This window comes from Variovorax sp. KBS0712 (assembly GCF_006323185.2).
Classification (GTDB): domain Bacteria; phylum Pseudomonadota; class Gammaproteobacteria; order Burkholderiales; family Burkholderiaceae_C; genus Variovorax; species Variovorax boronicumulans.
The window spans coordinates 371,937-394,497 of the sequence record NZ_VCCD02000004.1; the positions used below are offsets into that span (position 1 = coordinate 371,937).

Below are 22,561 nucleotides of genomic sequence, written 5' to 3' on the forward strand. Positions count from 1 at the left end.
CCGTGAAGCCGATCCACCTGAGCATGCTCACGCATCCGTACCGCTGGCAGCGCAGCGACCACCTCGGGGTCGCGGTGATGGCCATGAGCACCCTGGGCGACAACCCGCATCTGGTGCTGGAGCAGGAGCTGTGGAAAAGCACGGCCGAACTCATCGGCCCCGGCGCAGTGCTGGACCTGGGCGTGCCCAAGCTGGTGCCCGAGGTGCTGGTCAGCGGCTACGCCTACACGAGCCACCAGCAGGACAAGACCAGTTGCGCGGTGAAGCTGCAGATCGCCGGGCTGCAGAAAACCCTCACGGTCCACGGCGACCGCTACTGGCTCGACCGCCGGGCCACGGCGCCGCAGCCTTTCGAGAAGATGCCGCTCGATTGGCGGCATGCCTACGGCGGCCCTGGCGTGCCGGAAAACCCGCTGGGCATGGGGACGGTCGAGGAGCTCGTCAACGGCGTGCGCGCCACGCGGCTCGCGCACATCGAGACGCCGGGCCGGCAGCCCACGTCTCCGAAGCAGGCCGTGCCGCCTGCCGGCTTCGGCGCGATCCCGCCCGACTGGCCGCAGCGCGCGTCGCTGATGGGCACGCAGTACGGCCAGACATGGCTGGAGAACGACTACCCGGGTCTCGCCAAGGACGCCGACTGGCGCCACTTCAATGCGGCACCGGCCGATCAGCGCTGGGAAGGCCTGCAGGAAGTGCCCACCGGCGCGGCCTACGAACTCTGGAACATGCATCCGGACATTCCGGTGCTGCGCGGGCAGCTGCCGCGCTGGCAGGCCCGCTGCTTCGTGCAGCACACGCCCAGCGGCCCCGCGCTACGCGAGGTGCCGCTGCGCCTGAGCACGGTCTGGTTCTTTCCGCACCTTGAACGGATGGTGCTGATCTGGCACGGCGTGTTCCCGGTCACGCAGGACGACGCGGCCGACGTGCCGCTGGGCATGGCGGCGCTGGAGCGCATGGACGACACGCCGCGCACCCTGGCGCACTACGAGTCGGTGCTCAAGCTGCGCTCGGAACCCGAACGCGGCGGCCTGCACGCGATGCGCGACAAGGACCTGGCGCCCCCGGAGGTGCTGAGCGACTGGGCCGATACCTTTCCGGCATCGGTCAACGAACCGCTCGTGCGCAACCTGCGCGCGGGGCAGCAGCGCGATCACGAGCGGCGGCGCGAAGAGCTGCGCGCACGCGGCCTGGACCCGGAAGTGCACCTGCCCGCGCTGGCCCCGCCGGACCCCCCGCCGCACGTCGATGACCTGGTCGAGCACCTGGAGCGGATGGAGGCGCAGGGCCGCGACGCCAAGGCGAAGATGGAGGCGTTCGCCAGGCAGGCGGATGCCTCCGGTGTGTTCGCCCTCGATGCGCTGGGCGCAGGGCCGTCCCTGGCTGAGGAAGATGACGGCGACGGGAAGGACGATGCGCTGGTGCTGCCCGTGCCGCCGCCTTCCGACACCGCGTCGGCGTTGCGGCAGCAGGCCGGTCTTTATTCGGCCCACCTGTCGAGTCCCCGGCCACCGGCGCCCTCGTTCCGTTCCGCCAAGTGGCGCCGGCGGCTCGAAGCCGTGGACCCGGCGCAGCGCGACTTCTCGCGGCTCAACCTCACCGGCGTCGACCTGTCCGGCATGGACCTGCGCGGCGCACGCTTCGTGGAGGCCGTGCTGCAGGACACGAACCTGCGCGGCGCGCAGCTCGACGACTGCGATTTCTCGCAGGCCGTGCTGGTGCGGGCCGACCTGAGCCAGGCCTCGATGGCGCGCGCGAAGCTCGTCAAGACAAACCTGGGCAGTGCCCGCTGCGAGCAGACCGTCTTCGACGGGGCCGAGCTGCGGGAAGCCAGTTGCGACAAGACGCGCTTCGACGGTTGCCGCATGGTGGGCATGCGCTTCGAGCTGACGCAACTGGGCGAAGCGACGCTGCAGCGCTGCGACCTCAGTCGCTCGCACTGGCAGCAGATGGTCGTGCTGCGCCTGAAGCTGGAAGACCTGCGCTTTGACGGTGCGAGCTTCGACCAGGTGACCTGGGTCGAATGCCGCCTGCAGAACGTGTCTTTCGTGGGCGCGCGCCTGGAGCGCTGCGGCTTCGTCACCGCCGACTGTTCGAACGGCGTCGATTTCTCGAACGCGCACCTCGAAGGCAGCGGCTTCGCGCACGGCTGCACGCTGGCGCAGGCCCGTTTCAACTCGGCCCTTCTCAAGGAGTGCGGCCTGCGGACCACGCCGATGCGGCAGGCCGACCTGAGCGATGCGCGCATCGACAACAGCGACCTGTCGGAATGCGACCTGAGCCATGCGCGGCTGGACCGCATGGTGGGTGGCGACAGCCTGTTCATCCGCACCAATTTTTCCGGTGCGTCGCTGCGCGAGGCCAACCTGATCGACGCGAACCTTGCCAAGGCCGACCTGCGCGGCGCCGACCTGACGCGCGCCAACCTGTTCCGCGCCGACGTGTCCCAGGTGCTGTTCGACCCCGCGACGCGCATGGATGGCACCTACACCAAGCATGCCAAGGTATGGCCGGCGCGTCGACCCGAGGCGCCGACCGCATGACCCGCGATGAACTGCTCGACCACATCCGCCATGGCGTCCAGGTCCGCACCGCCGACTGCCGGGGGTGGGACATGAGCGGGCTGGACCTGTCCGGCGCGATGCTCGACCACGTCGACTTCAGCGGTGCCCGCTTCACCGGTGCCAACCTAGAGGGCAGCGTGCTGACGCACTGCCGCCTGGACGGCGGGGACCTGTCGCGCAGCACGCTCGACAACGTGCAGTTCTTCAGCTGCCGGCTGCCGCAGGCGACGCTGGACGGTGCGCGGTGCGAAGGCACCCGTTTCTCAGAATCGACGCTGCCGCAGACGAGTTCCCTGGAAGCCCATGTCGACAACGCGCTGTTCTTTCGCTGCGAGCTGACGCAAAGCCGCCTGCGGTCGGACCACTTCAAGCAGGTTTCCTTCACGGAGTGCCGCCTGGAGGGGATCGACTTCTCGGGTTCCACGCTGCACGCGGTCACCTTCCATCGCCAGGACCTGACCACGGCGGTGTTCGCGGGCGCGAGCTTCGACACCACGCTGTTCATCGAGTGCGACCTGACGAAGCAGCGCTTTCCCGCGCAACGGTTCTTGCGCTGCGTGTTCACCGACAGCCGGATGGACCACGTCGATTTCGGCAACGCCGCCCTGGTGCAGTGCATCTTCAAGGGCGCCTCGCTGCGCCAGGCCAACTTCGCGCAGGCGGATGCGCCCAACGCGCTGTTTCCGGCCGCGGACCTGCGCGGCGCCACCCTGCAGCGCGGACGCTTCGATCGCGCCATCTGGGTGGAAGCCCTGCTCGAAGGCGCGGACCTCAGCGAGGCCCACATCCACGAGAGCGTGTTCCATCGGGCGCGCTGCAAGGGCGCCAGCTTCCGGGGGGCCAGCCTGCACGACGCCGATTTTTCCTACGCCGAGCTCGTCGATGCCGACCTGCGCGACGCGCAGTTCCTGCGAACGCGCGTGCATCGCACGGTGGAGGACGGTGCGCGGTTTTCGAGGCGCAAGGGCCTCATCGAGAGCGATCCCGAGCTGCACAAGGCGCAGACGTGGTCCAAGGTTCAGTGACGGCGAATGTAGCAATGCGCCGCATCGCAGGTCTTCCCGCAGATCAGACAAGGAGATTCACCATGACAGTCGTTCCACTGCGCACACCGGTCGAAGTGTCCGGGCCGGTCCAGCACCTGGGCCAGCTGGTGTCCGTCGATGCCGACGGGCTGTTCGAGGTGCACACCGAAGACGGCGCCACCTGGCACTGCCGCCGCGCCGCCAGCTGCCTGCTGCAGCCGCAGCCGGGCGACACCGTGCTGCTGTCGGGGCCGGACTCCCGGCGCGTCTACCTCCTGGCCGTCATCGAGCAGGCTGACGCGTCGGTGAGCCGCATCGAGGCGCCCGGCGATCTGCGCCTGGCGGCGCCCGCGGGGGCGATCTCGATCGAAAGCGCCGCGGACCTGCGCCTTCACAGCGCGGCGACGCTGCAGATGCAGGGCGCGCAATGGGCGCTCGACGCGCAACAGGCGCAGTGCGACGTGCGCGAGATGCGCTACACCGGGCAGGCGCTCGATGCCACGGTCGGCCGGCTGCGCCTGGTCGGCCAGGTGTTCGAGTCGGTGGCCGAGCGCGTGATGCAGATCGCGCGCAATGCACTGCGCTTCGTCGACGGCGTCGAGCAGGTGCGCGTCGGCCACCTCGACCTGCGCGCCCAGGAGACCGCCATCGTCCACGGCAAGCACGTGGTGATCACCGGCAAGGAACTGATGAAGGTCGACGCCGGGCAGATCCACATGGGCTGAAACAGACGCATCCCACCCCACAACAAACCCAAGGAGAAAACACGATGTTGGCGACACACCAATGGATGGGCGGTGCACTGGCGTTCCCGGACGTCTGCAAGATGCCGTTCCCGTTCCCGTTCTTCAACCTCGGCCTGCGGCCGATGACCATTCCGGCGTGCTGGCACATCCTGCTGTACGGCGGTCCGATGCACAACCTCTTCGCCAAGACGCCCATCACACTGCTCGACCAGCCGGGGGTGCTGGGCGGCATCATCTCGCAGGTGTTCATGCAGATGCAGCGGCACATCACGGGCTCGTTCACCCTGCTGCTGCGCGGCGGGCCGGCCACGCGGCTGACCAGCCTGGCGGTTCAGAACCGCATGAACATCATCGGCTTCGAGTGCATCCCCGGCCTGCACTTCAAGTTCTTCAACTTCAAGTTCTGAAGCGCTTCGGTCGCGGCCTGGCGAGGGATCAGGCCGCCGTCCCCGCGAGCGTCACCTGCTGCGGTGACCCCACCCACACCGCCAGCGCCGAGTAGTTGTCGCGCGACTTGTCGGCCTTGGCCTCGGCCGCGCGGCGCAGCAGTGCGAGCCACTCTTCCGCGCTGTCGGCCAGCTGCAGCGATCGCTCCATCACCTGCTGCGAGATCAGCTGCCAGAGCCCGTCGGTGCACAGCAGGAACGCATCGCCATCGGCCAGCCGCTGCGGTGTCGACACCGAGGTCTCCGCCGTCGCGCGCGCACCGAGCGCGCGGTACAGCAGGTTGCTCTTCACCAGGCGCTCGCCACCATTCGCGCCCTGGCCCGCGGCGGCTTCGCCCGAGCGTTCCGACAGGCTGTGGTCTTCGGTGCGCTGCATCAGCGCGCCGCGGCGGAACCAGTAGAGGCGGCTGTCGCCGACGTGGGCCCAGCAGGCCTCGCCGGTGGCGCGGTCGACGAACAGCGAGACGATGGTCGCGCTCATGCGGCTCTGGTCGGCCAGCTCGCGCTGCTTGGCGAGCACGGCGTCGTTGGCTTCTTTCACCGCATGGCGGATGTCGTCGGCCGCGACGGACGGGTGGTCGACAAAAGTGTTGAGCGCGGTGTCGACCACGATGCGCGAGGCCAGCTCGCCGCCCGCGTGGCCGCCGACGCCATCGCTCACGACGAAGCAGGCGTTGCGTTCGTCCAGGTGATAACCGATGGCGTCCTGGTTGCCGCTGCGTTCGCCCACGCACGAGAACTGCGAGGTCGAGATGGGCACGGCGAAGGCGTGAGTGGCTTCAAGCACGGCGCGCCTCCTTCAAGCGTTCCATCTCGCGGTCGTAGGCCTGCTGGAAGGCGCGGCCGAAGACGGCCTGGAAGTCGTCCTCGACGGCGGCGGTGGTGTGGGCGTGCAGCTGCTTCAGCTGGCGCCACAGCCGCGCCTCGCGACCACCGGGCAACAACTTCTCGCCGAGACCGCCGTCGTGCGGCGTGGCCTTGTCGAGACCGCCCGGATCGAAGCGGTGCAAGAGCGTGAGCAGCGCGGCGCGCATGCCGGCCACCATGCCGAGCTGGTGCGACTGCAGGTCGCCCAGCGCATCGTGCACGGCGGCCTCGGGCGTGAGAAAGCCGGGCATGCGTGCGCCGAACATCTGCATCAGCACGGCGCGGCCGTTGGGCAGGATCTTGAAGGGGTTGTTCTCTTCGTCCACGATCATGGTGATCTCGGCGCGCACCTCGCGCTTGAGCATCGCGCGCGACGACAGCAGCTCGATGGTGCCGTCGGTGAAGGCGCGCATCAGCCGGCCCAGGTGGCGCATCGCCTCGGCATCGAGCGGCTGCTGGCCCGCGATCTCTGGCACGCCGGCGCCTTCGAGGAACGCCTTGAACAGGTCGTCGCCGGAGGAGGGGGGGCGTGGTGAGGTCGGCGCTGGTGCAGGGACTGCCGCGATTGGCAAGGCAGGCGGCGCTTCTTCAGGCACGGCCGGTTCGGTCACTGCGACGGGAATCTCTGGCGCTGCGACAACAACGGGCTCCTCTTCAACAGGCGCAGCCTCTTCCACTGGCTCCGGCATGGCGACCGAGGGCGTGATCGCCACCGGCTGCGGCGGATTGAACTGCGAGGTCATCTCGCGCGCATGGTTCGCCAGGCTGTGGCCCGACGGCGCCGCCAGCGGCCGTGCGATCAAGTCCATGGCCGGGTGCACGTCGTCGAGCGGGTTGTCCTGCGTCAGCGCCGTGGGGCGCGGGTCGGACAGCGGCGAGGGCGCATCGCGGTCTTCGGCGAAGAAGGAGAGCGGGTCCATGCTGCGCTTGAGCGCGAGATCGGACAGTCCCTGCGTCGACTGCGGGTCCAGCCCGGCGAGCGGATCGACGGGGTTGCGCTGCGCCTGCGAGGGCAGGGCGAAGGGCTCGTGCGCCAGCGGGTCGGGCATCGGCGCCGCCGCATCGTCGGCGCGGCGCGGCGCGTTCGCGAGGATGGCGTCCCAGTCGGCGGCGGACGGCATCTGCGCGGAGACCTGCGTGGTCGTGGAAGGCGCTGCAGCAGTGGAAGAGAGCGACGGTGGCGGCGGTGCAGGCAAGGGCGCAGGGGCCGGTGCATTCACCGGCGCCGGCGCGAAGGTCGGCATCGCGACCGTCGTTTCGGGTGGCGCATCGCCCAGGGGCAGCGCGCCTTCGCCGAACAGGTCCGCGAAGACATCGGAGGCCGGCGATGCGGTGGGCAGCAGCGCGCTGATCGACGGGGCCGACGCGAGGTTCGATGCCACAGGCGAAGCAGACACCAACTGCGACAGCGACGGCTCGGTGATGGGCGCCTCGGCGATCGCAGGCGGTGGGGCCTGGCTTGCACTCGCGGCCTCGAGCACGTAGCTGCCGATGGTCACGCGGTCGCCCAGCGCGACGCGCGATTCTTCTTCGTGGCGCAGCGTGCGTCCGTTCACGCTGATCGGCAGCACCGCGCTCATGTTGCGCACCACGGCGGCGCCGTCGTCGTCGAAGCGCACGGTGGCCTGCAGGCGCGAGATCTGCCGGTGTTCGTCGGGCAGCACGAGGTGGTTGTCGGGGCTGCGGCCGATGGTGCCGCCCGGGGCGGCGAGCAGCGCCGAGGGCCCCGAGGCCACGGGCATGCCGCCGTGTTCAATCACTGTCCAGCGCATGGCATCTCCATGTTCGTCGCGGTGGGCGCGAGCGTGCCCGGGCGCGGCCGTGGCCGGCCGCGTGTCATCCGCGCTTCATCTTCTTCGCGGCCTCGAACGCGGGGCCCCACACGGGGTGGGTGCGTTCCGCGACATTCAGGTCGAAGCTCGGGAACACATCGAGGAGCTTGCGGAATTGCGTGCGGCATTCCGCGATCTGGTTGTTCACGCAGTAGCTGAAGGCTTCGAGCTTGAGCGCGGCCAGCCGCGTCGCGGGCTCGGCCCCGTCGAACACCGACACGCCGCCGCTCTTCAACGTGGAGATGGCCTTGGCGTAGTCGCCCGCATCGTAGGCCTGCTGCGCGCGTTCGAGCGTGGTGCGTGCCACTTGCTGGCTCAGGCGTTCGGGTTGCTGTGAGGCATCCGGGGTGCTCTGGCAGCCGCTCAACAGCGCAAGCATGAAGGCAAAAGACAGAACAGGCAGGCAAGACTTCAATCTTTTCTCCTACTTCGCGAGAGGCAATGCGTGAGAGAGGGCGTGCTGTTGCATCACGATGCAACAGCACGCAATGCACACCGTGCGCGTGCATGGTTTCGATAATATAGATCGCGAAGCTTTCAGGGAGATCTCATGCATCGACGGACCTTGATTCAAGGCGCATTGGCCACATCGCCGTTGCTCGCAGGCCTCGCTGGTTGCGCATCGACAGCGAAGTCGATGCCCACGCCGTATGCCATCACCGTGCGCATCGACGACGGCGTGAATCCCGATGGTCGCGGCCAGGCCGCACCGATTCTCGTGAAGGTCTTCGAACTGAAATCTTCCGGCAACTTTGAAACGGCAGACTACTTCGCGCTGCAGGACCGCGACCGCGAGACGCTCATGACCGAGCTCGTGAACGCGGACCAGGCCATCCTGCGCAGCGGCGAGGAACGCGTGTTCAAGCGCGAGGCCGGACTCGACTCGCGCGCCATCGGCGTGATCGCCGGCTATCGCAAGCTGGAAGCGGCGCGGTGGCGCATCGTGTTGCCGTTGAAGGAGCCGAAACAAACGAATCTTTACAAGGTGTGGCAGTTTTCTCCGAGCGAGCAGAGCGTGCGCATCGCGGTGCGCAAGAGCGGCCTCGAACTGCTACCAAGTCGTTAAGTTTCAGCACACGCTAATACGAAAGTGCGGCGCATTCGCCTCTGAAAAGGCATGCAAAACGCAAGAGGCGCCGTGTAGCATCAGACGCGAAAGAAGATCGAGCGGGGAGCCGCTGTACAGCGCATTTCCCGCCTCCGTGTGAGCACTCCAGGAGGTTCTTTGGTGACAGTTCGCAACGCGGGCGCAGCCGGTCAGGGCGCCCAATCTCAGGCATTGGCGAATCGCGTGGTGTGGTCCGAAGGCATGTACCTGCGGCCCCAGCACTTCCAGCAGATGGAGCGCTATGTCGAGCAGTACGTCACTCGCCGCACCGCGGGCATGCAGGGTGCCTACTGGGGATGGCTGCACCTGGACATCGACCGCGATGCCTTCGCGCTCGGGCGCGTGTCGCTGCTCGGCGGCGCGGGCGTGCTGCCCGACGGCACGCCGTTCTCGTTCGGTCTCGAAGACGCACCGATGCCCTTCGACGTGCCCACCGACCTCACCGACGAACTCATCGTGCTCGCACTGCCACTGCGCAGGCCCGGCAGCGAAGAAGTGATCTTCTCGGAAGACGAAGGCTCGGCCGCGCGCTTCGGCGTGGTCGAGCGCGAAGTGGCCGACGGCAACGCGGTGGCGCTCGGCCCCGCGGTGCTGCAGCTGGCGAAGCCGCGCCTGCGGCTGGCGCGCGCGTCGTCGCTCACGGCCGAGTGGCAGGCCATCGGTGCGGTGCGCGTGATCGAGCGGCGCACCGACCACAAGCTGGTGGTCGATGCCAACTACATTCCGCCGGTGCTCGATGCCTCGGCGCATCCGATGCTGCGCAGCATGACGGCCGAGCTGCACGGCCTGCTCACGCAGCGCTCCGAGGCATTGGCCTCGCGGCTGTCGCAACCGGGGCGCGGCGGCGTGAGCGAGGTCTCCGACTTCCTGCTGCTGGAGCTGGTCAACCGCTACCTCGCGCTCACCTGGCATGCGCAGCAGGCGGTGCAGGTGCATCCCGAGACGCTGTTCGTCGACTGGCTCAAGCTGGCCTGCGACCTGGCCACGCACACCTCGCCCACGCGCCGTCCGGTGGTGTGGCCGGTGTACGACCACGACAACCTCAACGAGAGCATCCGCCCGTTGATGGAGGAGCTGCGGCGTTCGCTGTCGGCGGTGCTCGAGCAAAGCGCCATCGCCATCGAACTCGAAGAGCGCAGCCACGGCGTGCGCGTGGGCCGCATGCCCGACCCGGTGCTGGTGCGCAACGCGGCCTTCGTGCTCGCGGTGCATGCCGACCTGCCGGCCGATGCCGTGCAGCAGCGCTTTCCGACGCAGGTCAAGATCGGCTCGGTCGAGCGCATCCGCGACCTCGTGCAGCTGCAGCTGCCCGGCGTGGTCGTGCGCTCGCTGCCGGTGGCGCCGCGCCAGATCCCGTACCACGCGGGCTACCACTACTTCGAACTCGACAAGGGCGGCGACATGTGGCGCCAGCTCGAGAAATCGGGCGGCGTCGCCATGCACCTGGCCGGCGACTTTCCGGGGCTCGCCATGGAGTTCTGGGCCATCCGTCCGTGAGGGACCCTATGAACGGTGCCAATGACATGGCCGTCGGCCCGGGTGGTTTCGTGCCTCCCAATCCGGGCGGCGGCGCGACCACGCACAGCGGCCCGGGGCCGCAACCCCAGCAGCAACCCCAGCCCGATGCCTTCACCGCGTGGCACGACGCGCGGCGCCCGCATGCGGGCGACACGGCGCTGGCGGGCAACAACCCGCTGGTGGCGGCGGCCAACCCGCTGCTCGACCTGATCCCGCAGATCCGCGCCACCGGCCACCACCCGTCGCCCGCGCAACTGCGCGAGCACCTCGTCGACGAGGTGCGTCGTTTCGAGACGCGCGCACAGCAGGCCGGCATCGCGCCCGAAGTGATCATCGGCGCGCGCTACTGCCTGTGCACCGCGGTCGACGAGGCCGCGGCGCTCACGCCGTGGGGCGGCAGCATCTGGTCGTCGCAGAGCCTGCTCGTGATGTTCCACAACGAGACCTGGGGCGGCGAGAAGTTCTTCCAGCTGCTGTCGCGCCTGGTGCAAAACCCGCAGCAGCACCTGCACCTCATCGAGCTCATCTACTTCTGCCTGGCGATGGGCTTCGAGGGGCGCTTTCGCGTCATCGACAACGGCCGCTCGCAGCTGGAGACGCTCAAGCAGCGGATGCTGCAGATCATCCGGCAGGCGCGCGGCGAAATCGCGGCGCCGCTGTCGCCGCACTGGCAGGACGCGAGCGCGCCCGTGCGCCGCACGCGCCACTGGCTGCCGGTGTGGGCCGTGGGCGCGGTGGCGGCGGTGCTGCTGGTGCTGGTGTTCGCGGTGCTCACCTTCAACCTCGCGGGCCATTCCGACGGCGCGTTCTCGGCCGTGAACGCGGTGCGCCTGCCGCAGACGCAGCGCGCGGTGGCGGTGCCCGCGGCGCAGCCGCGCCTGCAGCGTTTTCTCGAGCCCGAGATCCGCGACGGCCTGCTCACGGTGCGCGACGAGGCCGACCGCAGCGTGGTGGTGCTGCGCGGCGACGGCCTGTTCGCCTCGGGCTCCGACCGCGTGCTCGACCGCTACGCGCCGGTGCTCGCGCGCGTGGCCGACGCGCTCAACGCGGTGGAAGGCAACGTGCTGGTCAGCGGCTTCAGCGACGACCAGCCGATCCGCAGCGTGCGCTTCCCGTCCAACTGGCAGCTCTCGCAGGCGCGCGCCGATGCGGTGAAGGCCATGATCGCCACGCGCCTGAGCCGGCCCGAACGGCTGCGCGCCGAAGGCCGCGGCGACGCCGATCCGCTGGTGCCCAACGACTCGGCGGCCAACCGCGCGCGCAACCGGCGCGTCGAGGTGACGCTGCTGGTGGCGCCGGTGGCCGGCGTGCCCGTGCCGGGGTCTGCGCCGCAACCCCGGCAGCCACAACCACAAGGAGGAACCCGCTGATGCTGCGCGCGCTCTTCCGTTTTCTCGTCAGCCGCGACCTCTGGGTCTTCTTCGGGCTGGTCGCGCTCGCGTTCCTGATCTGGGTCATCGGCCCGGTGATCGCCGTGGGCCGCTACCGCCCGCTCGAAGGCGAGTTCGTGCGCATCGTGGTCATCGCGCTGATGTTCGGCGTGTGGCTGGTGCGCGTGGCCTACCGCAAGTGGCGCGAGCGTCGCCTCAACGCGCAGCTGCTGCACCAGCTGCGCACGCCGTCGCCCAAGGCGAAGGAAGCCAAGCCCGAAGAGGCGCCCGAGATCAAGGAGCTGCACAGCGGCTTCGCTGACGCGACCGCGGTGCTGAAGAACATGCGCTTCGGCCCGGGCCCCGGCGGCAAGGCGGCGGGGCGCTTCGCGCTGTTCGACCGGCAGTACCTTTATCAGCTGCCCTGGTACATCTTCATCGGCGCACCAGGCTCGGGCAAGACCACGGCGCTGGTCAACTCCGACCTCGACTTTCCGCTCGCCGACCAGCTCGGCAAGGCCGCGGTGCGCGGCATCGGCGGCACGCGCAACTGCGATTGGTGGTTCACCAACGAGGCCGTGCTCATCGACACGGCCGGGCGCTACACCACGCACGAGAGCCACCGCGAGACCGACGAGGGCGAGTGGAAGGGCTTCATCGAGCTGCTCAAGAAGTTCCGGCCGCGCCAGCCGATCAACGGCGCGATCCTCACCATCAGCATCGCCGACCTGCCGCTGGCCGACGACGCGCAGCGCGCGCGCCACGCCATGGCCTTGCGCAAGCGGCTGCTCGAGCTGCGCAACGACCTGGGCATCAACTTCCCGGTGTACGTGCTGGTCACCAAGACCGACCTGCTGGCCGGCTTCAACGAGTACTTCGGCTCGCTGGGCCGCGCCGAGCGCCAGCAGGTGTGGGGCTTCACCTTCCCCATCGAGGGCAACCCCGCCGACCCGGCCAAGGCCGACCTGCGCGAGCGCTTCCACCAGGAATACAAGCTGCTGCACCAGCGCCTGGACGAGCGCCTGCCCGAGCTGATGGCGACCGAGCCCGACCCGATGCGGCGCGCGCAGGCCTACCTGCTGCCGCAGCAGTTCGCGAGCTTCGAGGACATCCTGGGCACCTTCCTGGCCGACGTGTTCAACCCGTCGAAGTTCGAGGTGGCGCCGCTGCTGCGCGGCGTGTACTTCACCAGCGGCACGCAGGAGGGCACGGCCTTCGACCGCGTGATGGGCGCCATCAAGCGCTACCTGCAGGTGAACGCGCCGCCCGCGCCGCCGCCGGGCCCGGGCAAGAGCTACTTCCTGAAAGAGCTGCTGCAGCAGGTGATCTTCCGCGACGCGGGCGTGGCCGGCACCAACCTGCGCTGGTACCGCCGCCGCCGCGCCATCGACCTGGCGGGCTACGCGCTGGTCGGCGTGCTCGCGGTGGTGCTGCTGGGCGCATGGGCCAACAGCTGGCGCCACAACAAGGCCTACGTGGCCGAGGTCGACGGCAACGCCAAGGCCTTCAACAAGGCCGCCGCACGCGGCGAGCTGCCGACGGTGGTCGATTCGAGCGGCGACATCGCGAGCTCGCTGCTCATCCTCGACCGGCTGCGCGACCTGCCGAAGTCGGCCGAGTTCGACATCGGCGATCCGCCCGTGGGCTACCGCTTCGGGCTCTACCAGGGCGAGAAGCTGCAAGCCGCCACCGACGGCGTGTACCAGCGCGCGTTGGAGACGGTGCTGCTGCCGCAGGCCGCGCAGCGCGTCGAACAGTCGCTGCGCGAGGCCGCGAAGCTCGATGCCGAATACAGCTACGAGGCGCTCAAGGCCTACCTCATGCTGTACGACCCCGAGCGCTACGACGCCGACTTCCTGCAGGCCTGGCTGCTGACCGACGTCGACCGCAAGATCGGCGCCTCGCTCACGCGCGAGCAGCGCACGAACCTCGAAGCGCACCTGAAGACGCTGTTCGCCGACCGCGTCGTGAGCTCGCCCTTCACCAAGGACGACAAGCTCATCGCGCAGACGCGCGAGCGCCTGGCGGGCGTGCCGCTGGCGCAGCGCTCGTACGCGCGGCTGCGCCGCATCCTCCTGCAGACCAGCGCGCCCAATGCCTTCACCATCGCCGAGGCGGGCGGCGCGGAGTCGGCGCTGGTGGTCCGGCGCGCCAGCGGCAAGCCGCTGACCGACGGCATTCCCACGCTGTTCACCTACCGCGGCTACTGGGACATCTTCGACAAGCGCATGGCCGAGACCACGCTGGCGCTGGAGCAGGAAGACCGCTGGGTGCTGCAGATCCGCGCGCCGGGCATCGCCGACATCACCTCGCGCGAGCTGCTGCTGCGCGAAGTGCGGCGCCTGTACCTCAGCGACTACATCCGCACCTGGGACGAGTACCTGGCCGACATCCGGCTGGCCGAGAGCAAGTCGCTGTTGCAGAGCATCCAGATGACGCGCGTGCTGTCGACCGGCGAGTCGCCGATGTCGCGCCTCATCCGCGGCGCGGCGCGCGAGACCGACCTGCTGCGCAACCACGACGAGGCCACGCGCAGCCTGCTCGACCAGGCGCAGAACCGCGTGACCAGCACGCGCGAGCGCATCGAGCAGCTCATCGGCCAGCCCGACGGCAGCCAGCGCCGCAACACCGCGCCCGACCGGCCCGAGTCGCTGGTCGACAACCACTTCGCGCCGCTGCGGCGCATGGTGACCGCGCCCAAGGCCGGCGGCCAGACGCCGCTGGACCAGACGGCCGCGCTCATCAACGAGCTGTACACCTTCCTCACCGCCACCGACACCGCGCTGCGCAGCGGCAACATCCCGCCGCCCGGCGATGCCGTGACCAAGCTGCAGGCCGAAGCAGGGCGTTTGCCGGTGCCGTTCCAGGGCATGCTGAACGACCTGTCGGCCACCGCGTCGTCGAAGGCCGCGGCGGTGACGCGGCAGAACATCGGGCAGAACGCGGCCGCGACCATCGGGCAGTTCTGCAGCCAGGCGATCGCGGGGCGCTACCCGTTCGCGCGTGGCTCGAACCGCGACGTGGCGGCCGGCGACTTCGCGCAGCTGTTCGCGCCCGGCGGGATGATGGACGACTTCTTCCAGAAGAACCTCGCCTCGCAGGTCGACACCTCGGTCAACCCGTGGACCTTCAAGCGCGGCGTGGACGGCAGCGCGTCGGGGCGCTCGGCCTACCTCGACGCGTTCCAGAAGGCACAGGCGATCCGCGACGTGTTCTTCACGGGCATGGCGGGCGGGCGCACGCCCTCGTTCACGCTGGACATCCGGCCCGAGGACATGGACGCCACGCTCACGCAGTTCACGCTGGACATCGACGGCCAGACGGTGCGCTACGCCCACGGCCCGCAGGCGCCCAGCAGCATCAAGTGGCCCGGTCCGCGCAACAGCAACCAGGTGCGGCTGCAGGTCACGGTGGCCAACGGCACGCCGGCCGGCGGCATCGTGACCGAGGGGCCGTGGGCGCTGCACCGGCTGTTCGACAAGGCCTCGATCTCGTCGGGGCGCACGCCCGAGTCGTTCAACGCGACCTTCGACCTGCAGGGCAAGAAGGTGGTGCTCGCGGTGACGGCCAACAGCGTCTACAACCCGCTGCGGCTGTCGCAGATGAACAGCTTCTCCTGCCCCGGGAAATCCTAGGATGACGCCTCCCCCGCACGCCTGGTCGCCGCTTGACGAGCAGATCGGCTGGTACGGCAAGCTGCCGTCGGCCGGCGACTTTCTCTACCGCCGCATGCCGCGCGAACTGCAGGCCTGGTGGGACCGCTGGATGCAGAACGGCCTGGGCAGCTTCAAGCGCTGGCCCGACGCCATGACGCGCCACTACGCGGTGGCCCCGGTCTGGAACTTCGCCATCCCCGCCACGCACGGCGTGAACGCGGTGCAGCTGGGCTGCATCGCGCCCAGCTGCGACCGCGTGGGCCGCTACTACCCGGCCTGCGTGGCGCTGCAGGTGGACGCGGCGCGCTACCACCCCGCGCTGCTCGAAGGCTCGGCCGCGTGGTACTGGCAGTGCGGCAGCGCGCTGCTGCAGGCCATCCGCCACGGCGTGGCGCCCGACCTCTTCGACACCCAGGTGCTGGCCGCGGGCCGCACGGGCTTTCGCACCGCCAGCGGCGGCTCGGACGACATCCTCTCGATCCTCGGCGCGGCCGCCGGCCCTGCTGCCAACGGTGCGCGCGGCGCGAGCGCGCAGCAGCGCCTGGGCTGGCCCGAGCTGCCGCTGTGCTTCGACCCCTTCGGCGGCACCAGCTACTGGTGGACCAACCAGGCCGACGGCTCGCCGCTGCGCACCGCGGCGCACGGCGGCGGGCTCAACACGCCGCTGTTTTCCCAGTTGTTTTCGCAAGGCCACGTGCCGTGGGCCTGACGCGCCCGACCCACCCGCAGGAAGAAGAGACACCCCATGACGACGCCCGCCAGCCCTAGCGCGACGCCCGACCCGCAGGAGGAGCGCCCCCATCCCCTCGGCACGGGCCACCGGCTCGACGAGTTCGAGCTGCTCGAAGTCATCGGCGAGGGCGGCTTCGGCATCGTCTACCGTGCCTACGACCACTCGCTGCAGCGCGAGGTGGCGGTCAAGGAATACATGCCCTCGATGCTCGCGCGCCGCGTGGGCGACAACAGCGTGCACGTGCGCTCCGAGCGCCTCACCGCCACCTTCGCGGCGGGGCTGCGCAGCTTCATCAACGAGGCGCGCACGCTGGCGCAGTTCAGCCACCCGGCGCTGGTGCGGGTGCATCGCTTCTGGGAGGCCAACTCCACCGCCTACATGGCGATCCAGCTGTACAAGGGCCGCACGCTGCGCCAGCTGGCCGAGAGCGAGCCGGGCACGCTGACGGAGCCCTGGCTGCTGGGCATGCTGGGGCCGCTCTTGGGCGCGCTCGACACGCTGCACCACAGCCAGTGCTTCCACCGCGACATCGCGCCCGACAACATCTTCATCCAGCAGCAGGACGACCGCCCGGTGCTGCTGGACTTCGGCGCCGCGCGCAAGTCGATCGCCGACCTGGTCGACGAGGTCGCGGTGATGGTGAAGTCGGGCTACTCGCCGATCGAGCAGTACGCCGACGACAACACGCTGCTGCAGGGCGCGTGGACCGACCTCTATGCGCTGGGCGCCGTGCTGTACCGCGCGGTGACAGGCCACCCGCCGCCCTCGGCCGTGGTGCGCAGCGTGCAGGACGCCTACGTGCCGCTGTCGTCGCTGGACCGCGACGACCTGAGCCCGGCCTTCTGCGCCGCGGTGGACCACACGTTGGCCGTGCACAGCAAGGACCGCACGCAGACGGTGGCGGCCTTCGCGGCCGAGCTGGGGTTGGTGAAGCTGGGCGATCTGTACGTGGTGGACCGGGCGGCGCCGCCGGCGGCGGTGGTTGCTGCTGCCGTGCCCGTCGCTGCGCCCGTGCCGCAGGAGCCGCCTGCGCCGGAGCCGGTGGAGGAAGCGCCACCGCCCGCGCCCGAGGTGCAGCCCGTGCCTGTGGAAGCGGCGACCGCGCGCGTGCAGGCACCACCGCCGCCTGCGCCGCCATCGCCTGTCGCACGACCGAAGAAGCCATCGAAGCGCCCGCCGTGGTTCCTTGTCGGTGCGCTGGTGCTGGCGCTGTTTGCGGTCGGCGGCTGGATCGGTTGGCGGCTGACGGCCAAGGCGCCGTCCGATCCGATGATCGCGGCCGCGCCGCCGCCGGGCACGCCGATGTCCGATCCGGGCGCACCCCCGGCCGCGATGCCGCCGGCGGGGGCGACCTCTGATGCGCCGCCGGCGTCCGCGCCCGCTGCATCGGCCAGCGCCCCGCTGAGCCCGCTCGACAACGTGCCGGTCGCCGCCGCGCCCACGCCACCGGCCGAGCCTGAGGCACAGCCCGCACAGCCCGCACAGCCGGCGCCACCCGAAGCGCCGCCGCCCCCCGACCCCGCCGTGGTCGCCGAGGTGGAAGACTGGAACCTGGCCCAGGCCGAGAACACCCGCGAAGGCTACGAGGCCTACCTGCGGCGCCACCGCCGCGGCCTGCATGCGCGCGAGGCGCGCAACGCCATCGCCCAGCTCAACCGGCAGTCACCGCCGCCGCCCGCCGCGGGCAGCACGAACCCCGTGCCGACCGTGATCGCGGGCGCACCGCCGGCCCCGCCACCGGCGCCGGCCGCGGCACCCGGCATGGGCCGTGTGCAGTTCAACATCCGGCCCTGGGGCCAGGTCTTCGTCGATGGCGCCGACCGCGGCGTGAGCCCGCCGCTCAAGTCGCTGCCGCTGCGCCCCGGCATCTACACGATCGAGGTGCGCAACGGCGACCTCACGGCCTACCGCCAGCGCGTGACGGTGCAGGACAGCAAGTCCGCACCGGTGGTGAGCCACGAGTTCAAGTAAGAGGGCAGCGCGTCAGGGCGTGCCGGTGCGCAATGCGCGGCGGTACTGCACCGCCTCTGCCACATGCGCGGCCTGCACCGCGTCCTGCCCCGCGAGGTCGGCGATGGTGCGCGCCACCTTCAGCGCGCGGTGCGTGCTGCGCGCCGACCAGCCCAGCCGCGCGGCCGCCTGCTGCAGCAGCTGGCGGGCGGGGCCATCGAGCACGGCGTGCGTGTCGATCGCGCGGCCCTGCAGCGCCTGGTTCGCATGGCCCTGGCGTTGCAGCGCGCGGTCGCGCGCGCCCACGACGCGCGCGCGGATGCTGTCGGTCGATTCGCCCGCCGGCGCATCGAGCAGCTGCGGCGCCGACACGGCCGCCACCTCGATGTGCAGGTCGATGCGGTCCAGCAGCGGGCCGCTGAGCTTGCCCTGGTAGCGCGCGATGCGCTCGGGCGTGCAGCGGCATGGCTTGAGCGTGGAGCCCAGGTAGCCGCAGGGGCAGGGGTTCATCGCGGCGATGAGCTGGAAGCGGGCCGGAAACTCCGCGCGCCGGGCGGCGCGGGTGATCGTGATGGTGCCGGTCTCCAGCGGCTCGCGCAGGGCTTCGAGGGCGGCGCGTGTGAACTCGGGGAACTCGTCCAAAAACAGAACGCCGTGGTGCGCGCGCGAGATCTCGCCCGGCCGCGGTGGCGAGCCGCCGCCCACCAGCGCCACCGCGCTCGCCGTGTGGTGCGGCGTGGCCGTCGGGCGGCTCATCCAGCGCTCGGGCGCCAGCCGGCCGTCGAGGCTGGCGATGGCTGCGCTCTCCAGTGCCTCGTCCACGTTCATCGGCGGCAGCAGGCCGGCGAAGCGGTGCGCCAGCATCGACTTGCCCGAGCCCGGCTCGCCCACCATGAGCAGGCTGTGGCCACCATGAGCAGGCTGTGGCCACCGGCCGCGGCGATCTCGAGCGCGCGCTTGGCGCCGGTGTGGCCCTTGACGTCGGCCAGGTCGGCATAGCGCGGGGCGCCGTCGCCGGGCGCGGCGCGCACGCGGGTCCAGCCGTCGTCGCTCGCATCGACGGGCCCGCCGCCGCTGGCGACGAACTGGCGCACCACGTCGAGCAGGTGCCGGGCCCCGTACACCTGCGCGCCCGGCACCAGCGCGGCCTCCTGGGCGCTGTCCAGGGGCAGCACCAGCCGCACGGCCGTGCCTTGCGTGTAGGTGGCCACGGCCATCGCGAGCGCGCCACGCACGGGGCGCAGTTCGCCCGACAGCGACAGCTCGCCGGCGAACTCGTGGCCGGCGAGGCGGGCGTTCTCGATCTGCCCGCTGGCCGCGAGGATGCCCAGGGCGATGGGCAGGTCGAAGCGGCCCGAGTCCTTCGGCAGGTCGGCCGGGGCGAGATTCACCACGATCTTCTTGTTGGTCGGAAATTCGAGCCCGGCGTTCTGGATCGCCGAGCGCACGCGCTCGCGCGCCTCCTTGACCTCGGTCTCGGCCAGCCCGACCAGCGTGAAGCTCGGCAGGCCGTTCGCCAGATGCACCTCGACCGTGACGGCGGCGGCCTCCAGGCCGAGCAAGGCGCGGCTTTGCACCAAAGACAGACTCATTTTTCTCCCTCTCCCCAAGTTGGTGCGCCTGCGACGTGCAAGCCCAGGACCGTGCAGCGTGCAAGCGTGTGCAACTGCCGGAAACAGGGCTTGTAACGATTTGGCGCTCATCGCCGGACACCTGCGCCCTCTGGCCGGGGCGGTATTCGTGCAGTTTGGCACGCTCCCTGCTTTGAGGGTGCTCAGGTCCAACAACACACTTGCGAGGAGTTCCCTGATGACGCACCGTACCGCCGCCCAGGCGTTGATCGTTCTGGCCACTGCACTGACCGCCTCGGGCGCCGCCATGGCCCAGGCCGCCGACGCCGCCGCACCGGCGCCCGCGCCCCTGCTCACGGGCAATGTCTCGCTGACCACGAACTACAAGTTCCGCGGCCAGGACCAGGACATGATCGGCAAGAACGACTACGCCAAGACCAAGGGCTTCAAGCCCGCCATCCAGGGCGGCTTCGACTACGCCTTCGGCGACAGCGGCTTCTACATCGGCAACTGGAACTCCAGCGTCAACTGGCTCAAGGGCAACAGCATCGAGAGCGACCTGTACGGCGGCTACAAGTTCAAGGCCGGCCCGGTCGACATGGACGTGGGTGCGCTCACCTACATCTACCCGGGCAACTCGGTGGGCAACACCACCGAGCTGTACGTGGGCGCCACCTACGCCAACGACAGCTTCGGCTCGTTCACGGCCAAGTACTCGCACACGGTGTCCAAGGACTACTTCGGCTACGCCGGTGCCAAGACCGGCTCGGGCCTGAAGGGCCGCAACACCGGCTACCTGAACCTCGCCTACAGCAAGGAGATCGTGCCCAAGGTCACGCTCAAGGCCGCCGTCGGCTTCACCAACATGTCCAGCGACATCCGCAGCCTGGGCTACAAGAGCTACGTGGACTACAACATCGGCGCCACCTACGACTTCGGCAGCGGCCTGACGCTCACGGGCTCGGTGCAGGGCGCCAACAAGAAGTCCAACTACCAGGTCGTGGCCTACCCGGGCATCGAGATCCCCGACTTCGGCACCTTCGGCACCACCTACTACTCGCCCAACAAGGCACGCTTCATCCTCACGCTGACGAAGACGCTGTAATCGACACAACAACCAGGCGCGGCCCACGTTGCCGCGCCGCCTTTCATCCATCCAGAAGGAGCAACTCATCATGAAGCTGGTCACAGCCATCATCAAACCGTTCAAGCTCGACGAGGTGCGCGAAGCGCTCTCGGCCATCGGCGTGCAGGGCATCACCGTCACGGAAGTGAAGGGCTTCGGTCGCCAGAAGGGCCACACCGAGCTGTACCGCGGCGCCGAGTACGTGGTCGACTTCCTGCCCAAGGTGAAGATCGAGGCGGCCATCTCCGACGAGCTGGTCGACCGCGTGATCGAGGCCGTGGAGGGCGCCGCGCGCACCGGGAAGATCGGCGACGGCAAGATCTTTGTCTACAACCTCGAACAGGTCGTGCGCATCCGCACCGGCGAAACGGGCCGCGAAGCCCTCTGATCGAGTCCTGGCCCGAAAGAACAACGACTATGAAAAAACTTCTTGTCTCTCTTGCGCTCGGCTTGAGCGTCTTCGTCGCCGGTACTTCGGCGCTGGCCCAGGCACCCGCCGCCACCCCTGAGGCACCGGCTGCATCGGCACCTGCTGCACCTGCCGCAGCTGCGCCCGCGGCTGCAGCACCCGCTGCTGCCGAAGCTGCGCCCGCCGCACCGGCCGCCGCTCCCGCGCCCAAGGTCGACTCCGGCGACACCGCCTGGATGCTCACCTCGACCCTGCTCGTGATCCTGATGACCATCCCCGGCCTGGCGCTGTTCTACGGCGGCCTGGGCCGTTCCAAGAACATGCTGTCGGTGCTGATGCAGGTCTTCGTGATCTTCTCGCTCATCAGCCTGCTGTGGGCCATCTACGGCTACAGCCTGGCCTTCACGGGCGACGGCAACTTCTTCGGAAGTTTCGACAAGATCTTCATGAAGGGCATCACGCAGGAAACCTTCGGCGCGCTGACCACGATCCCCGAATACGTGTTCTTCGCCTTCCAGGGCACCTTCGCGGCCATCACCGTGGCGCTGATCGTCGGCGCTTTTGCAGAACGCGCCAAGTTCTCGGCCGTGCTGCTGTTCTCGGTGATCTGGTTCACCTTCAGCTACGTGCCCATGGCCCACATCGTGTGGGGCGGCGGCCTGCTGGGCAAGGACGGCGCGCTGGACTTCGCCGGCGGCACCGTGGTGCACATCAACGCCGGTATCGCCGGCCTGGTCGGCGCCTACATGGTCGGCAAGCGCGTGGGCTACGGCAAGGAAGCCTTCACGCCGCACTCGCTCACGCTCACCATGGTCGGCGCTTCGCTGCTGTGGGTCGGCTGGTTCGGCTTCAACGCCGGCTCGGCAGGTGCGGCCAACGCCGCCGCCGGCCTGGCCTTCGTGAACACGGTGCTCGCCACCGCCGCCGCGGCCCTGTCGTGGATCCTGGGTGAGAGCCTGCACAAGGGCAAGGCCTCGATGCTGGGCGCTGCATCCGGTGCCGTGGCCGGCCTCGTGGCCGTCACGCCCGCCGCCGGTTTCGTCGGCCCGATGGGCTCGATCGTGATGGGCCTGCTGGCCGGCCTGGTCTGCCTGTGGGGCGTGGGCGGTCTCAAGCGCATGCTCGGCGCGGACGACGCGTTCGACGTGTTCGGCGTGCACGGCGTGGGCGGCATCCTGGGTGCCATCCTGACCGGCGTGTTCGCTGCCAAGGGCCTGGGCGGCACCGGCGGCCTGACGCCTGACACCTTCTCGATGGGCGCGCAGGTCTGGATCCAGGTCAAGAGCGTGCTGTTCACCATCGTGTGGTCCGGCGTGGTCGCCTTCATCGCCTACAAGATCGCCGACCTGACCCTCGGCCTGCGTGTGTCGGAAGAAGAAGAGCGCGAAGGCCTCGACATCTCCTCGCACGGCGAAACGGCATACAACAGGTAAACCCCCAGGCTGCGCGCACTTCGTGTCGCTTCGCCAACCCCCTTGCAGGGGGCAACACCAGCGGCCCGGCAAAGCCGGTTCCGCGGTGTTCCGCGAAGAGACACACCGCACAGTCTGATTACAAAGAACAAAGTTTTTCAGGCGAGTCTCCTTTGGATGTTCAGCCCGCGAGCGCTTCGGCGTCAGCGGGCTTTTTTTTGCCCGCGGCCC

The 22,561-nt window shown here is 69.6% G+C and carries 16 protein-coding genes and 1 pseudogene; 13 read left to right on the forward strand and 4 right to left on the reverse strand.

The window, feature by feature from the left end:
• Positions 1 to 2: 2 nt before the first annotated feature.
• The 4 genes from FFI97_RS29930 to FFI97_RS29945 all read left to right on the forward strand — a co-directional run bounded on the left by FFI97_RS29930 (position 3) and on the right by FFI97_RS29945 (position 4,739).
• On the forward strand, positions 3 to 2,540 hold the full coding sequence (locus FFI97_RS29930; RefSeq protein WP_260685226.1) for a DUF2169 domain-containing protein: 2,538 nt from the start codon (positions 3 to 5) through the stop codon (positions 2,538 to 2,540).
• Entirely contained in the window at positions 2,537 to 3,586 is a 1,050-nt protein-coding gene (locus FFI97_RS29935) for a pentapeptide repeat-containing protein (protein WP_144004545.1), read from the forward strand. The genes FFI97_RS29930 and FFI97_RS29935 overlap by 4 nt, the downstream gene beginning before the upstream one ends.
• Before the next feature lie 62 nt (positions 3,587 to 3,648).
• The gene (locus FFI97_RS29940) at positions 3,649 to 4,311 is read left to right on the forward strand and encodes a DUF3540 domain-containing protein (protein ID WP_095743172.1); all 663 of its coding nucleotides are present in this window, start codon (positions 3,649 to 3,651) and stop codon (positions 4,309 to 4,311) included.
• A gap of 44 nt (positions 4,312 to 4,355) precedes the next feature.
• Positions 4,356 to 4,739, forward strand: a complete 384-nt coding sequence (locus tag FFI97_RS29945) for a DUF4150 domain-containing protein (protein ID WP_095743173.1) — start codon at positions 4,356 to 4,358, stop codon at positions 4,737 to 4,739.
• Between the two features lie 28 nt (positions 4,740 to 4,767).
• On the opposite strand, the gene FFI97_RS29950 is transcribed toward FFI97_RS29945, so the two are convergent.
• The 3 genes from FFI97_RS29950 to FFI97_RS29960 all read right to left on the reverse strand — a co-directional run bounded on the left by FFI97_RS29950 (position 4,768) and on the right by FFI97_RS29960 (position 7,856).
• Entirely contained in the window at positions 4,768 to 5,565 is a 798-nt protein-coding gene (locus FFI97_RS29950) for a PP2C family protein-serine/threonine phosphatase (protein ID WP_095949836.1), read from the reverse strand.
• Positions 5,558 to 7,417, reverse strand: a complete 1,860-nt coding sequence (tagH, locus tag FFI97_RS29955) for a type VI secretion system-associated FHA domain protein TagH (RefSeq protein WP_139703413.1) — start codon at positions 7,415 to 7,417, stop codon at positions 5,558 to 5,560. The genes FFI97_RS29950 and tagH overlap by 8 nt, the downstream gene beginning before the upstream one ends.
• Positions 7,418 to 7,481: 64 nt before the next feature.
• Positions 7,482 to 7,856 carry a TssQ family T6SS-associated lipoprotein gene (locus tag FFI97_RS29960; protein WP_223301458.1) on the reverse strand — a complete coding sequence of 125 codons (375 nt, stop codon included), beginning with the start codon at positions 7,854 to 7,856 and terminating at the stop codon, positions 7,482 to 7,484.
• 171 nt (positions 7,857 to 8,027) lie between these two features.
• On the opposite strand from FFI97_RS29960, the gene tssJ reads away from it, so the two are divergent.
• From tssJ to FFI97_RS29990, 6 genes are all read left to right on the forward strand, one after another.
• Entirely contained in the window at positions 8,028 to 8,543 is a 516-nt protein-coding gene (gene tssJ / locus FFI97_RS29965) for a type VI secretion system lipoprotein TssJ (protein ID WP_062473939.1), read from the forward strand.
• A gap of 243 nt (positions 8,544 to 8,786) precedes the next feature.
• Positions 8,787 to 10,082, forward strand: coding sequence for a type VI secretion system baseplate subunit TssK (gene tssK, locus FFI97_RS29970; protein WP_235926916.1), 1,296 nt, complete (start codon positions 8,787 to 8,789; stop codon positions 10,080 to 10,082).
• Positions 10,083 to 10,090: 8 nt separating this feature from the next.
• Positions 10,091 to 11,473, forward strand: coding sequence for a DotU family type VI secretion system protein (locus FFI97_RS29975; RefSeq protein ID WP_139703415.1), 1,383 nt, complete (start codon positions 10,091 to 10,093; stop codon positions 11,471 to 11,473).
• On the forward strand, positions 11,473 to 15,108 hold the full coding sequence (gene tssM / locus FFI97_RS29980) for a type VI secretion system membrane subunit TssM (RefSeq protein WP_095743177.1): 3,636 nt from the start codon (positions 11,473 to 11,475) through the stop codon (positions 15,106 to 15,108). Before FFI97_RS29975 ends, tssM begins: the two co-directional genes overlap by 1 nt.
• Before the next feature lies 1 nt (position 15,109).
• The gene (gene tagF, locus FFI97_RS29985; protein ID WP_139703416.1) at positions 15,110 to 15,838 is read left to right on the forward strand and encodes a type VI secretion system-associated protein TagF; all 729 of its coding nucleotides are present in this window, start codon (positions 15,110 to 15,112) and stop codon (positions 15,836 to 15,838) included.
• A gap of 36 nt (positions 15,839 to 15,874) precedes the next feature.
• Entirely contained in the window at positions 15,875 to 17,833 is a 1,959-nt protein-coding gene (locus FFI97_RS29990; protein WP_139703418.1) for a serine/threonine-protein kinase, read from the forward strand.
• A gap of 12 nt (positions 17,834 to 17,845) precedes the next feature.
• On the opposite strand, the pseudogene FFI97_RS29995 reads toward FFI97_RS29990, so the two are convergent.
• Positions 17,846 to 19,404: pseudogene (locus tag FFI97_RS29995) on the reverse strand (YifB family Mg chelatase-like AAA ATPase).
• Between the two features lie 217 nt (positions 19,405 to 19,621).
• On the opposite strand from FFI97_RS29995, the gene FFI97_RS30000 reads away from it, so the two are divergent.
• The 3 genes from FFI97_RS30000 (at position 19,622) to FFI97_RS30010 (ending at position 22,351) form a co-directional block, all read left to right on the forward strand.
• Positions 19,622 to 20,488, forward strand: a complete 867-nt coding sequence (locus tag FFI97_RS30000; protein ID WP_062482029.1) for a TorF family putative porin — start codon at positions 19,622 to 19,624, stop codon at positions 20,486 to 20,488.
• 70 nt (positions 20,489 to 20,558) lie between these two features.
• Positions 20,559 to 20,897 (forward strand): P-II family nitrogen regulator, encoded by a 339-nt coding sequence (gene glnK, locus FFI97_RS30005; RefSeq protein ID WP_056583732.1) that lies wholly within the window; start codon positions 20,559 to 20,561, stop codon positions 20,895 to 20,897.
• A 29-nt stretch (positions 20,898 to 20,926) separates the two neighbouring features.
• Positions 20,927 to 22,351 (forward strand): ammonium transporter, encoded by a 1,425-nt coding sequence (locus FFI97_RS30010; protein ID WP_139703420.1) that lies wholly within the window; start codon positions 20,927 to 20,929, stop codon positions 22,349 to 22,351.
• The last annotated feature ends 210 nt before the right edge of the window (positions 22,352 to 22,561 follow it).

Bases quoted from the DNA above. Each gene is read 5' to 3' on its own strand.
- tssK (WP_235926916.1), top strand. From the start codon at position 8,787: ATGTACCTGCGGCCCCAGCACTTCCAGCAGATGGAGCGCTATGTCGAG.
- FFI97_RS29975 (WP_139703415.1), top strand. From the start codon at position 10,091: ATGAACGGTGCCAATGACATGGCCGTCGGCCCGGGTGGTTTCGTGCCT.
- FFI97_RS29935 (WP_144004545.1), top strand. From the start codon at position 2,537: ATGACCCGCGATGAACTGCTCGACCACATCCGCCATGGCGTCCAGGTC.
- FFI97_RS30000 (WP_062482029.1), top strand. From the start codon at position 19,622: ATGACGCACCGTACCGCCGCCCAGGCGTTGATCGTTCTGGCCACTGCA.
- FFI97_RS29945 (WP_095743173.1), top strand. From the start codon at position 4,356: ATGTTGGCGACACACCAATGGATGGGCGGTGCACTGGCGTTCCCGGAC.
- tagF (WP_139703416.1), top strand. From the start codon at position 15,110: ATGACGCCTCCCCCGCACGCCTGGTCGCCGCTTGACGAGCAGATCGGC.
- tssJ (WP_062473939.1), top strand. From the start codon at position 8,028: ATGCATCGACGGACCTTGATTCAAGGCGCATTGGCCACATCGCCGTTG.
- tssM (WP_095743177.1), top strand. From the start codon at position 11,473: ATGCTGCGCGCGCTCTTCCGTTTTCTCGTCAGCCGCGACCTCTGGGTC.
- tagH (WP_139703413.1), bottom strand. From the start codon at position 7,417: ATGCGCTGGACAGTGATTGAACACGGCGGCATGCCCGTGGCCTCGGGG.
- glnK (WP_056583732.1), top strand. From the start codon at position 20,559: ATGAAGCTGGTCACAGCCATCATCAAACCGTTCAAGCTCGACGAGGTG.
- FFI97_RS29940 (WP_095743172.1), top strand. From the start codon at position 3,649: ATGACAGTCGTTCCACTGCGCACACCGGTCGAAGTGTCCGGGCCGGTC.
- FFI97_RS30010 (WP_139703420.1), top strand. From the start codon at position 20,927: ATGAAAAAACTTCTTGTCTCTCTTGCGCTCGGCTTGAGCGTCTTCGTC.
- FFI97_RS29990 (WP_139703418.1), top strand. From the start codon at position 15,875: ATGACGACGCCCGCCAGCCCTAGCGCGACGCCCGACCCGCAGGAGGAG.
- FFI97_RS29960 (WP_223301458.1), bottom strand. From the start codon at position 7,856: ATGCTTGCGCTGTTGAGCGGCTGCCAGAGCACCCCGGATGCCTCACAG.